Origin of the sequence: Telluribacter humicola (assembly GCF_017355935.1) — a bacterium.
Classification (GTDB): domain Bacteria; phylum Bacteroidota; class Bacteroidia; order Cytophagales; family Spirosomataceae; genus Telluribacter; species Telluribacter humicola.
Map to the genome: position 1 here is coordinate 104,299 of NZ_JAFIQT010000006.1, position 13,497 is coordinate 117,795.

Annotated in this window: 10 protein-coding genes; 2 read left to right on the plus strand and 8 right to left on the minus strand. The window is 44.2% G+C overall.

Annotated features, from left to right (window positions below; genetic code table 11):
* Positions 1-33: 33 nt before the first annotated feature.
* From JUB14_RS21440 to JUB14_RS21475, 8 genes are read right to left on the minus strand one after another with little or no spacing between them, the layout of a single operon-like run.
* Entirely contained in the window at positions 34-693 is a 660-nt protein-coding gene (locus JUB14_RS21440) for an acetyltransferase (protein WP_207508881.1), read from the minus strand.
* A 2-nt stretch (positions 694-695) separates the two neighbouring features.
* Complete coding sequence (locus JUB14_RS21445; RefSeq protein WP_207508882.1) at positions 696-1,394, minus strand: WbqC family protein; 699 nt, start codon at positions 1,392-1,394, stop codon at positions 696-698.
* Between the two features lie 35 nt (positions 1,395-1,429).
* On the minus strand, positions 1,430-3,460 hold the full coding sequence (locus JUB14_RS21450; protein ID WP_207508883.1) for a glycosyltransferase family 39 protein: 2,031 nt from the start codon (positions 3,458-3,460) through the stop codon (positions 1,430-1,432).
* Between the two features lie 9 nt (positions 3,461-3,469).
* Entirely contained in the window at positions 3,470-4,546 is a 1,077-nt protein-coding gene (locus tag JUB14_RS21455) for a DegT/DnrJ/EryC1/StrS family aminotransferase (RefSeq protein WP_207508884.1), read from the minus strand.
* The gene (locus JUB14_RS21460; RefSeq protein WP_207508885.1) at positions 4,539-5,795 is read right to left on the minus strand and encodes an ABC transporter ATP-binding protein; all 1,257 of its coding nucleotides are present in this window, start codon (positions 5,793-5,795) and stop codon (positions 4,539-4,541) included. The genes JUB14_RS21455 and JUB14_RS21460 overlap by 8 nt, the downstream gene beginning before the upstream one ends.
* A gap of 17 nt (positions 5,796-5,812) precedes the next feature.
* A complete protein-coding gene (locus JUB14_RS21465) occupies positions 5,813-6,640 on the minus strand; it encodes an ABC transporter permease (RefSeq protein WP_207508886.1) in 828 nt (275 codons plus the stop codon).
* A 10-nt stretch (positions 6,641-6,650) separates the two neighbouring features.
* Positions 6,651-7,724, minus strand: coding sequence for a GumC domain-containing protein (locus JUB14_RS21470; protein WP_207508887.1), 1,074 nt, complete (start codon positions 7,722-7,724; stop codon positions 6,651-6,653).
* Positions 7,725-7,729: 5 nt separating this feature from the next.
* Positions 7,730-10,246 carry a polysaccharide biosynthesis/export family protein gene (locus JUB14_RS21475; RefSeq protein ID WP_207508888.1) on the minus strand — a complete coding sequence of 839 codons (2,517 nt, stop codon included), beginning with the start codon at positions 10,244-10,246 and terminating at the stop codon, positions 7,730-7,732.
* A 252-nt stretch (positions 10,247-10,498) separates the two neighbouring features.
* Here JUB14_RS21475 and JUB14_RS21480 point away from each other — a divergent pair, with 252 nt between their 5' ends.
* Both JUB14_RS21480 and pheA read left to right on the plus strand, forming a co-directional pair.
* Positions 10,499-12,373, plus strand: coding sequence for a DNA topoisomerase IV subunit B (locus JUB14_RS21480; RefSeq protein WP_207508889.1), 1,875 nt, complete (start codon positions 10,499-10,501; stop codon positions 12,371-12,373).
* A gap of 39 nt (positions 12,374-12,412) precedes the next feature.
* On the plus strand, positions 12,413-13,495 hold the full coding sequence (gene pheA, locus JUB14_RS21485; RefSeq protein ID WP_207508890.1) for a prephenate dehydratase: 1,083 nt from the start codon (positions 12,413-12,415) through the stop codon (positions 13,493-13,495).
* Positions 13,496-13,497: the final 2 nt, after the last annotated feature.

The window sequence follows — 13,497 nt, forward strand, 5'->3', positions numbered from 1 at the left end:
TTATGCAGGAGATTCTACCTGCTTCTAACACTACTAGTACGCTTCGTGACTAAGCTTTCCGGGTACTTTCTTGGCAGGATTCCCAATATAAATCCCCCATTCTTCGGTATCCTTTGTTATAGCGGCGGCCATACCTACCAGGGTACCCTGTGCTATATGCGTATAATCACGAATAGTACTGTTAACACCAAAAAAGGAGTATGGTTCAATTACACAATGTCCGGAAAGAACCACGTGCGAGGTAAAGAACACATGATCCTTGATCTGACCGTGGTGACCAATATGATTTCCACTCCAGAGTACTACATTGTTACCAATGGTCGTAAATGGCTGAATGGTATTATCTTCCAGAATAAAGCAGTTTTCACCCACTACACTCCGATCCAGAATAGTGGCATGGGAACTAATGTAGGAAATAAAGCTATAGCCTTTGGCTTTGGCTTCGTTATATATTTTTTCCCGGTTACGGTTCATGTTGCGACCGGTCATGGGTGCAAAGAACTGGTACTCCTGGGGAGGGAAAATGGTTTCTACATCTTCAAATGCAACCAGAGGAAGCCCTCTGAAAGACTCTTCCTTCAGGTACTCACGATTGACGGTGAATGCTGCGACTTCGTGCTCGGAGTCGTGCTGAAGGTAGTAGTGGGCCAGTTCGGCCGTGTCCATTATTCCGAATATAATAACTTTTGCCATTCTTAGATTAGTTCGTATGCGGTTAGTAGTTCGTGTACGGTACTTACTTCGTTGAACATCAGCACGTCCAGCATGGAGAGCCAAGGTACAAAGTCATTTTTGAACTGAGGGTACGAATGGGGTAAAGATTTTATAAAATAAAGTTCAATACCTTCCCCTTCGAATTTTCTTTTGTCATATAATTCCATACCACCAATCGGATTAATGTAGCGGGTAGCATTTTCTTTTTGACAGATATCCAGTATACGATCCTGGCCTTTCAGCTCAGAATTAGCGTAAACCGTAGAAGAGGGGATGATTTCTGTTGTGATACCCAGATACGTATTGACCTGAACCAAACCTTGAAGCGCAAGTTCAGAAATACTTTCAGTAGTATAATTGACTATGTTTTCAATTATCGGGAAAACACCCTTAAAGCAGGGGGCCTTCTGATACGACTGCTGTATGGTCTTCAGTAATTTTTTACGCCATTGGGCATCGTCTGCCAGTGCTACTTCATTAATCAGTTTATTCTGGCTGGCATCTTTCAGGGGGATCGTGAACAGGTGCGCTTTCCCGCCGACCAGCATATTATTCCGATTGATCCAGCCCCGGTTAATAAAGTTGACATCATCATACATCACAAACTTATCAACTGCCTTGATGAGTTGATAATACCCAATATAGGGTAAAAAGTAAGGCTGCATGATGGCTATTGTCATAGTACTTCTGTTTAATAAGATAATAAGTAAGCCTGCTATTTGAGCTTACGTAAGTAATAGTCTTCTCCTTTTACAATAAGATCATTCATGGTTGTGTCCGATCCCAGTCTGATATCGCCCGGCTGAGGCTTGATAACACTCTTTGCAAAAAATAGGTAATCAGCTTCGGGAGGAATGGGTTGTACTCCTTTCTCAAAAGGATTTATAGTAATTAGCCTGCGGGTAAGCTTATCGCCGTACAGGGGATACTCGAAGTCATCGTTGATGGTACCTAAGGCTACGGTAGCATCCTGAGGTACAATGGAGTCAAACTTTAGATAAGCAGGTGTAATATCGGGTCGGGCGAATGTCATCAGACGGATGCGATTGCCCGTAAATGCTGACTCGTGCCCATACGCTGAGATAGGCAGGGCCCGGATATTGAGGTATACAGACATAAGTGCTGATATACAGCCCATCACTACGATCAGACCTATGTATCCCTTCCATACCCAGCGGTGTGGCTTGAGTATCGACAAGCGATGGTGCGTAAAGAGCAGCAGTAAGAATAAGACTCCGAAAAGGCCAGTTTCGATAAAATATCTACCCTTGAATGGATCGTAGGGAGCTGAATAGGATATGGCTATGAAATGCAAAACAATAGCCAGTGCCAGGAACCAGTGCGGCCGGGACCAGATCACCCTGAAAAAGACAAGTAGCACCAGCGGGAGCGTCAGGGCAAACCCGTAAATACCCCAGTAGGGATTGGCATTATAGAACTCAAACCGGCGCTGGAAGGCAAAGGGAACAATCGAGAAGTCGGTTTCCTCATCAAGCCGCATGTGTAGTTTATCCTCCAGCATCACGATCGGCTTCCTAACCAGGGTATTGAGTTCGTAGCCCCACTGAGCATTCCGGATTCCATCCAGGTTAAAGAAGTCGTAGCTGTATCTTACCACGTTGCGGCTGCCTTGTTCAAAAAGGTTGCGCAGGGTTCCGGCTCGCTCAACGGATTGATGCTTCAGGGCCGTAGGGGGGCCAATAGGGTGGCCAAATACTTGTATGTTGCGTAGGTAGCCGGTGGGTAGGGTATAGATAAGCATAGCTACCAATATAGCCACACCCAATCGCCAGACCCGGTTAAAGAAGGTCTTGAAGTCCTGTGCTATGAATACTGTGTACACCATTACGGAGAATACCGATGGCAGCAGCAGCGTAAAGGTAATCTTATGCCCATATACTACACCAAAAGCCAGACCGGCCAGGTACAGGTACTTGTTCTGACGAGTGGCATGGTACGAGAACAGGAAGTAGATCAGGCAGCTTAGATACGCAGTAAGTACAATATCGGTTTCAGTAGTAATGGCCTGCATCAGGAAGTCAAGGAACATACTGTACGCCAGGGCACAGAAGATACTTGCTGAAAGGTTACGGCCGATCCGCTGGCTGATCCCAAAAATGGCAATGATACTGATCCAATACGCGGAATGGTGGATCAGTTTCATCGCGTTTTCAATCTCACCACTTATTAGATAGGTGTATATCTGAATAGTAGTAACACTTTTAGGATACGTATCCATATTCCAGTTGGTACCTCCAAAGTGCGCCATAGTACCATGCTGAATGTAACGAATCACCCGGTTGAGGTGGCCGGTCATACTATCCCATTCATTGGGGGGCGTAAATAGTACCAATAGCAGATTAGTAATAGCAATGATCGTTAAGGTACCGAACATGGTTATGTACATAAATTTCAGGTATGGCGTGAGGTTTCTCAGCCAGGTTCTGAAAGTACGTACCCGGTCCCCAAACAAAGATCGGACAGAGTAGGATTGGGGAGTTGATACCAGCCGGGGCCACACCAGGTTATAGATAGCCAGTACTATAAAAACACCTATTAGCCAGGCCCAGGGTGTAGCCGTCAGATGAAGACCAGAAAGTATAAAACCTGTTGGTATGATGCATCCTACAAAGAAAAGAAAAGATACAATGATCCATTCTGTCAAAGAAGGTTCCGCTACTTTTTTAGCGGTATATCCAACACCTAGTACAAACGCAATAAAAGAAATCCAGTAAAGTATAGCCATGACGGGGGGTCATAGGTTTTCGTTGATGATCTTACTTATTCGTTCTATGTCTTCCTGTGGCAGGCCAACGTACAACGGTAAGCTTAGAACACGCACAGAGATATCTTCTGATACCGGGCAGGCATACGTACGTGGCATAAAGGAAAGGGTATTAAGCGAAGGGTAAAAATACCGGCGTGGTATTATATCTTCGACTACCAGGGCTGCCTGTACCTTTTTAAGGACAGCTTCGGACTGGAATACTACGGGATAGTAGGCATAGTTATACTCAATATTCTTACTTAGCTGGGGCTTGAAAAGCAAATCCCAGTTAAGTAAACTATCATACAATTCAAATACATCCTTTCGCGCCTGTATAATAGAAGGTACATGGGGAAGATTACAAAGCCCCATAGCGGCGTGAAATTCTGAGTTCTTGCCGTTGATGCCCGCGAAGCGGTAGTCTTCATCACCCCGGTGCCCAAAGTGACGCAGTAGGTGTAGCTCTTCGTGCAGCTCCGGAAGGTTAGAGATAATGGCCCCGCCTTCGATGGAGTGAAACACCTTGGTAGCATGGAAACTGCAAGTACTGACATCTCCATAGGAGAATAGAGAACGACCTTTGTACGTTACTCCAAATGCATGCGCTCCATCGTAAATAACGCGCAGGTTATGCTTTTTGGCAATGGCTTCTATCTTTTCTACATCGCACGGATTGCCATAGACGTGGGTAGCCATGATGGCCGATGTATGAGGAGTAATAGCCTTTTCAATTAGATCTGCGTTGATATTAAAATCAACTGGATTGATATCAACAAATACGGGAGTACAGTTTTCCCAAATAATGGAGTTGGTCGTAGCACAGTACGAAAAAGGAGTCGTAATTACTTCTCCTGATATCTTCAGAGCCTTTAAAGCTATCTGCAGGACAACGGTACCATTAGTACAGAAATACAAATGCTGTACGTCAAGATACTCCTTAAGTTGCTTTTCGAGCTCCTGTAGTAATGGACCATTATTTGTTAGTTGTACTTTATCCCATATTTCATGGATGTATTGTATGTATTCGGCCTTATCTGGGAGAAAGGTCTTAGTGACATTAATCATTCACTACGGGTTCTGTTTGACTAATAGAAAAGTTAAGTTGTGGGCGAATAAAGCCAGGCCACTTGCCGTACCAGGTCACACCTTCGCGGTAATCTTCCACGTCGAAGCTCAAAGCCTCCTCCATGTTGTATACAACTGTACTGGTATCCTTCACAATCATCATGGATACTACATACGAGCCATCGTTAAGGAAGTGGCCAGGGATTTCGCAGCTACCTGTCACCAGCCCTTTAGAAAAAGTCTGGGAGGTAGTACCTACGTTGAAGATACACTCGCCGGTGTAAGAGTAGAGGTGCATACTCAGGTTGAGGTTGGACTCTTCTTCCATATTCCAGAATTCAAACTGGAGCTGCATGGGAGTCCTCACATCAATATGCATCAGGTTATCCTGGTACTCCGGGATAAGCTTAAAGCTCTTGATCCGGACCTGATCGTTACCCGGGGCCTCATCGATACTATTCCACTGGCGTTCCAGGTTTTTCTGGGATATCTTGCTGAGGTAGGTAGTTACAATATGCGTTGTATCACCCTGATCAACTAAAGTGCCTTTTTCGAAGAAGAAAGCTTTATTACACAGGGCCTGAACCGCCACCAGGTTGTGACTTACGAATAGGATGGTACGGCCACTTTCCGACACGTCTCGCATCTTTCCCAGACACTTTTTCTGGAATTCGGCATCACCTACCGCCAGTACTTCATCAATGATCAGGATTTCGGGTTCCAGGTGGGCGGCAATGGCAAAGCCAAGTCGGACGTACATACCGGAGGAATACCGTTTAACAGGCGTATCCAGAAATTTTTCAACACCGGCAAAGTCTACGATGGCATCAAATGATCTCCGTATTTCTTCCTTATTCATCCCCAGTATAGCTCCATTGAGATAAATGTTCTCACGGCCGGTAAGTTCGGGATGAAAACCGGTACCTACTTCCAGAAGACTGGCTACTCTACCGCTAATCTTAACCTGTCCGGTAGTAGGATTGGTGATACGGCTTAATATTTTCAGAAGAGTAGATTTTCCGGCGCCGTTATGTCCGACTATACCTACGCGGTCTCCCTGTTCAATCTTAAAGTTGACGTCACGTAGTGCCCAAAACTCTTCTTTACCCTTACTATTTTCTTCTTTATTAGGCTTGAAAATACTATCAAATGTGTCTGACACCAAATCACGAATACTGTTCGAACGTTTCGAGCTTTTGTGATCTATGATGTATTTCTTACTTATATTTTCGGCAGTAATTACAGACATGCTAATGGATGTGGTTTCTAAATGTGGTCAACAAACGTATTTTCTTTTTTACGAAAGTACATCACCGAAAGGAACAAAGCTATTAAGGATATAACAAGTGTTGAATACAAACTGATTGGATTGAAAAAGACTTTATCACCGAGGAGACACCAGCGGAATCCATCAATAATACCCACAAGTGGGTTTAGGTTATAGAACTTGTACCACCAGGCGTCTTCAACCAGTCGGCTAGTGTAAGCGATAGGGCACACATAAAAGCCGATCTGTATCATAAAAGGTACTAACTGGCCAATGTCTCTGAACTTTACATTCACTACTGAAAAAAACAAACCGAAACCCAGTGAAGTCAGGAAAGTCAGAAATATAAAAAAAGGCATGAAAATGATCTGCCAGCTGGGCGAATACTGGTACCAGAAACAAAGGCAGATAAACAACACCAGTGATATCAGAAAGTCAATAAAGCCCACGGCTACTGCACTCAAAGGCATGAGCAGCCTAGGGAAGTATACTTTGGATACTAAATTGGAATTAAGTACAATGCTACTACTTATCTGAGTAAAAGTATTCGCAAAGAATAACCAAATGGTGAGGCCCCCCAGTACCATAAGCGGGTAGGGGACACCCGGATCGGGTCTTAATTTGGCTACGAAGCTAAATACAAACACCATAATAAGCATGGTCATCAAAGGGCGAATAACGCTCCATGCCATACCCAAAAAAGTCTGCTTGTACCGTACAGAAATATCTCGTTTTGAAAGGATCCAGAGAAGCTGCTTATTTCTCCAGAGGTCTTTCCAATAATCTTTTTCTGATCCGTCGGCCTTTATCGTTACTGAATGAGACATAAGTTATAAGTTAGACACGTGGATCTGCCATAACATTGGCATACACATCCTTAATATATACAAAGAACAAACCAAAAATAAGACCAACCAAAAGACCGATTTTCATTCTCTGGGCGTTATCGATGTTCATATCCAGTGGCGTTTTAACGCCCTCGATAATAGTAAACAGTGGAGCTTCTCTAATGAGTGAAACTCTGGTATTCTCTACATTTCTCATCGTTTCCATATAGAGACCCTGAATAAAGGATGTATTGCGTTCCAGCTTGTTGACTGAAACCTTACCCTCTGGAACTACTACCTGAGTACTATAATCAAGTTCACGCGCCAGACGGGCTTCTGTACGACCTAGAATAACCGCCAGAGAGTCGGCACGTCTTTGTAACAGTCTAAGCGTCTTACGAGTCTTAAAGGTCTGATTTTCAGTATAAACCTCTTCTACTGTTTCAAGGAGTGTGTTTGCCCAGGTTCTGGCAAGCGTTGAGTTTTGTGAATTACTAGTAAGTTGAATAAATGACGATTTACGGTCAAGTGCAGCTACACTGGTTGCTCCTTTGGTTCTTTCTACAATCTCATTGAGTACCAGCCTTTCTTTAAGTGTTAGCTTTGTAGGGTCATTATTTGTAAATTGAAAGTTTAGCATTTCAGTTGACTCTGCTTCTGCCCAATCCTTCTTGATACCACTTGAATCAATATAAAAATTAGCGAAGAGCATCTTTTTGTTATTGATATCTACTTCCTTCATCAGCGCCCTTTCGATTACGGGACGTGATGTTACAAAGTAAAAGAAGTTTTCACCCGTAAAAATATTTGCATCGGGTGCTCCACCTCCAAGTCCTAACAATCCGGCAACCTCATTGGCCTGGCCTGAGCTTCCACCTCCCAGATTAAATACCACTGTGGCTTCATACGTGGCGGGCTCTTCTAAATAGATATCAAGCACATATCCTATACCTGCCCCCAACACAATGAAAAGTAGCAAGATCTTCCAGTTACGGATAAGGCTATTTTTGAATGCAATAACCTTCAGTACTATTTCCTTTGGGGAAATCTGATCTTCAGGAACTGTCTGGATTACTTGTGACATAAATGTTATCGGATATTACGGAATGCTAATACTGAAAGGATGAGTGTGAATAGGGTAGATGTAATACTTACACCCTGTTGTAAGGCCTGCTGGGCAGTGATTTCGGTACCTGTTCTCATTGGAACATAAATCTCTGAACCTGGCTCTACTTTAGGATAGATATTGAAGGCTAAGAACTTCCGTGTTCTGTCAATCGAACCGTTGGGGTACTTTACATAAGCGCTTTTTCTTAGTGATTTTCTGGTAAAGCCACCAGCGTGTGAAATATAATCAAGGAAGCGCATGCCACGTGCATACTTTACAGTAGTAGGGTACAGCAGTTCGCCCTGTACCTGTACAGTTTCCAGTCTTTTAGGAATTCTGATAATATCACCTTCCTGAATAATCAGATCCTCATTAGAGCCTGGGCTTCTGAGAATTTTTTCAAGATTGATACCAATCAACTGCTCAGATGTTTGTTGTACCTGCACATCAATGGCTCCTTTCTTAACATCACTGGCAATATTCTGAAGAGTTTCGCTCTTTTGCTCAGCCTCACTTTGTGAAATGACTACTTGTCTAACGAGCGTAGCTCCATCCGGATAGGCCAGATCGGTTAATCCGCCAGCGCGCTGGATAATATCGGAGATCTTCTCATTCTTGGCGATTATACCGTAGAAGCCAGGGTTTAATATCTCACCTTCGATTGCTACAAAAGTCTGCTCGCGGTAGTTAGGAGCCCGGCGTACAATTATCTCGTCGTAAGGTTGTAGAACAAACTCCTGACCATCTTTACGCAGGTTGAGATCACGGCTTACGTCAAATGAATAGGTTTCGGAGATCTTGGCGTCAGCGGCTAGGATGTTGATATCACGTTTTCTTCTTACTATTTCTACCTGTGAAGCTTTTGCTGACTCTTTAAAGCCACCAGCTTTCAGGATAAGATCTTCCAAAGTCATATTAGCCATGTAAGGATAAATACCCTCACCTGTGCCCGTATTTGGTGTGTTAACTTCACCCTGTATATGTACGTAAGCCGGCTCTGCCAAATCAAACTTTGATGTAATGGCTACTACGTCCATTTTCTTAAGCTCGATATCCTCGACAGTACCATTGATTATATCAGCTACATTGAATGAAATATTCTGAACAGAAAGGTCATCGTTGGTACGGATGATACTACCACGTCCGGTAAAGGCATCTTCACGCAGACCATCGGCATTTTTGATTAGAGTCTTTAGGGTAGGGTTACTATCAATAGAGTACTCACCCGGCCTCATAACTGAGCCCTGAATGCTTACCAGGTTTTCAAACCGGTCAAGTACTACCTGTACTTCTACTTCATCACCTGATTTTAGGTCAAAGCTGCCGAACCCAGGTTCACGAACCTCAATGATACGACGTTCTCTTGGAGTAACACGGTATACTCGAACTCGCTCAGTATACGCATTATCTGAAAAGCCACCGGCATATTCCAGCAGAGTTGCCAGGTTTTCTTCAGGAAGCAGCTCAAATATACCAGGTCTTTTAACCTCACCGGTCAGGTCAATGCGCTCTTTATAAACTCCAACTATAATGTTGTCATTATCCTGAAGACGAATATCTCCTTTGGCAGTACCATTCATGAGTAGGTCATACAGGTCCATCCGGCTCACTACTTTACCATTTCTTACTACTCTAACATCGCGGAAAGTACCTAACTCATTAGGACCACCAGCCAGGAAAAGAGCGTTGAAAGCAGAGCTTAGTGAACTAAGCTGATAACTACCCGGATTCACCACTTCACCAGTTACGAAAACATTGATGCTTCTAACTCGGCCGAGTGTAACCGTCAGAGTACTCTTGGCTTGTCCATTGGAGCCAAGCAGACCCGGTATGAAAGAGCTTAGCTTGTCAATTAATATCTTACGTACTTCTTCAATGGTTTTGCCACTCACATAGATGGAGCCGGCACGGGGCAATGTGATAAAGCCATCACGATTTACTATAATGTTGTTATACGTAATTTGAGCGTAACCGTATACATAAATATCCAGCTCATCCTCAGGGCCAATTGTATAGTCACGTGGTGTAGCAATGTTGAGGTCTGGGTTAGGCTGGAAAGTCTTATTGGTAAATATAGAATAACCAAAAATCCGCTGGCGAAGTGCTAGCTTTTGTTGCTCAGCCTGAGTAAGTTTTTGATTGGCTTCTGACTCGGCCTGAAGCTCAGCATTTATTCTTTCCTGATTAACATTTGATTTGGCATCCTGTAGCACTTCTCCCTGCTGATTTGTGTTATTAGTAGGGGCATTGGGGTTAGCTGGATTGCCCTGGGTACCGGCTGGACCTCTGTTGTTTGTTGTTGAACCAGGTTGATTACCTGTTGTACCTGTATTACCTGTTCCGGTAGGTCCGGTACCAGTATTTCCGGTTCCGGTGGTGCCAGTTCCTGTTGTGGGTGCGGGAGCAACTTGTGAAAATACGTTAGATAAGGATGTGGAGATAATCAGAAAAGAAATCAATACTATTTTACTGATTTCAATCAGTTTCTTAGTGTTCATAGAAAATGATTTATACTTGGAAGTTGTCTGGTAAGGATTATTTCTAAAAAATCCCTAAATTGTGCTCACTCTAATAAAAGTACAATAAACGTGTAATGGTGCTACTGAACAGCAAAGTAACGTAGATTTTTCATTTTTTTTGATAGAATCTGTTTTTTTTGGAATCTAAATGCTGTGGTTTGTCCGTTTCCTTAACGAAGCCTTCACTAAAACATTATATAAACAGTATTGTTAAAAAATTGCTAATTTTTTATGGCAGATAATTCAAATGTGCAATATGATGAGAGTAGTATCCGATCACTGGACTGGAAAGAACATATCCGGCTAAGGCCTGGTATGTACATCGGTAAGTTAGGTGACGGTGCCTCTGTTGACGATGGTATATATGTACTTGTCAAAGAAATCGTCGATAACTCAATTGACGAACACATGATGGGGAATGGTAAAACCATTGAAATAAAAATTTCGGAACATCGGGTTGAAGTACGGGACTATGGCCGCGGTATTCCATTAGGCAAGGTAGTAGATTGTGTTTCCAAAATCAATACCGGTGGAAAATATGATTCTGGAGCCTTTCAGAAATCAGTAGGTCTGAATGGGGTCGGTACAAAGGCCGTGAATGCTCTTTCCAACTACTTTAAAGTACAATCTTTCCGGGATGGTAAGACCAAGTGGGCTGAGTTTGCACAGGGAGAGCTGGTTAAGGAGTCAGGGGAGGAGGATACCAATCAGAGAAATGGTACTTTAACCATATTCGAACCTGATAACCTTATCTTTAAGAACTTCCGGTACATACCTCAGTACCTGGATAACATGGTGTGGAATTACTGCTACCTTAACGCAGGACTTACCGTTAATTTTAACGGGCAGAAGTATTTTTCTCAGAATGGTCTGCTTGACTTGCTGCGTAGCAAAACGGATGTAGATGCTATCCGTTATCCGATTATTTATATTAAGGGAGAGGACATCGAATTTGCTTTGACCCACGGTAACCAGTACGGTGAAGAGTACTATTCGTTTGTGAACGGTCAGTATACTACGCAAGGTGGTACTCACCTGTCGGCCTTTCGGGAAGGTGTGGTGCGGGCTGTGCGGGAGCACTTTAATAAAGAATACGCTCCAGAAGATGTACGGTCTTCGATCATTGCTGCGGTGGCTATCCGGGTACAGGAGCCGGTATTTGAATCACAGACCAAAACTAAACTTGGCTCAACCAATATCTCGCCGGACCCCAATAGCCCAACGGTACGTACCTTTGTCAACGACTTCGTAAAGGAGCGCCTTGATAACTACCTCCATATGCACCCTGAGTCGCGCGACGCGCTCAAGAAGCGTATAGAGCAGTCGGAGCGGGAGCGTAAAGAGCTGGCGGGGATCAAGAAACTCGCTAATGACCGGGCCAAGAAGGCAAACCTTCACAACAAGAAGTTGCGGGATTGCCGGCTGCACCTATCTGAGACGAAGAACGAGCAACGTCTGGAGACGACCCTTTTCGTAACCGAGGGTGACTCAGCGAGTGGATCTATCACTAAGTCACGGGATGTACAAACCCAGGCGGTATTTAGTCTGCGGGGTAAGCCTCTGAACTGCTTCGGACTGACGAAGAAGGTCGTATACGAAAACGAAGAATTCAACCTGTTGCAGCACGCCCTGGATATCGAAAACGGTATCGAAGGCCTGCGTTATAATCGGATCGTAATTGCTACCGATGCCGATGTGGATGGGATGCACATACGCCTGCTCCTGATGACTTTTTTCCTGCAGTTCTTTCCGGATCTGGTGCGTAATGGCCATCTTTACATCCTCGAAACACCATTGTTCAGGGTGCGGAATAAGAAAGAGACGATTTATTGCTACTCAGAAGAAGAGAAGAGGCAGGCGGTAGCTAAGTTGGGAGGTAAACCTGAGATAACCCGATTTAAGGGGTTAGGTGAAATTTCACCTGATGAGTTCGGAAAGTTCATTGGAGAGGATATGCGTCTGGAGCCTATCATTCTTCAGAAGGAGATGTCTATTCAGAAGCTGCTGACTTACTATATGGGTAAGAATACCCCGGACCGTCAGCGATTCATCATTGATAACCTCAAGATTGAAAAGAACGTAGATGAACTGGCCCTGGTGAGCTAGTTTTGCAAACCGATTTAGTACCATACCCACTTACTTTCTGTGGATTTACAAGATTTAAGAAAACATATTGACTCACTTGATGACCAACTCCTCCAGCTCCTTAACGAGCGGATGGAGTTGGTCAAAAAAGTAGGAGAGCTCAAACGAGCTACCAAAACTATTATCTACCGGCCCGAGCGTGAAAAACAGATTCTGGATCGGCTGGAAAAACAAAATAAAGGGCTGCTTAGCCGTTCGGCGATCGAAGCTATCTTCCTGGAAATATTTGCGGTATCACGTAATCTTGAGCTTCCGGAGCGAATTGCCTACCTGGGTCCAGAGGGAAGCTTTACCCATCAGGCCGCCGAAAGCCGGTTTGGTGGGATGAGTGAGTACCTGGTGCTTCCAACCATCCGTTCCATCTTTGATAGTGTTGAGACAGGCCGTGCCCGATTTGGTGTAGTACCTATCGAGAATAATCAGGAAGGGGTAGTAAGTGAGACAATGGACCTGCTGCGCGAAAAGGAGCTGCTAATCGCTGCCGAGGTACTGCTTCCGATTCACTTCTCCTTCGTATCCCAGTCAGATTCTCTGCACGATATCCGTCGAATCTACTCCAAGGATATTGCCTTCCGGCAGTGTAGTAAGTTCCTGCGGGAGTACTTTGAAGAGCTTAATGTAGAATTGATACCGGTAGAGTCTACTTCAAAGGCTGCCAAGCTGGCCGCTCAGGAGCCGGATGCCGCGGCTATTTGTTCTCACATAGCCGCTCGGTTATTCGGTGTACCTGTACTGTTTGATAATATCGGGGATGGAGATCAGAACCGGACGCGTTTTGTGATCCTGTCTAAATCTTTTGTTAATCAGAAAAGCCAGGCCGATAAGACCACGCTCATCGCTAACTTACCCAATACCCACCGGCCTGGAGTACTTTTCGAATTTCTCAAAGACTTCAATGATCGGGGCATTAACCTGACCAAGATAGAAAGCCGTCCCCTACGTGATGGCTCTACATTCAAGTCCTGGTTTCTGGTGGAATTTGAAGGGCACCACGACGACCAGCCCGTGCAGGAAATTTTCCAGAAGTACGGAACGCACCTCAAGTGGCTGGGGAGCTACGTCAGGATATCAGATAGTAAATAAGG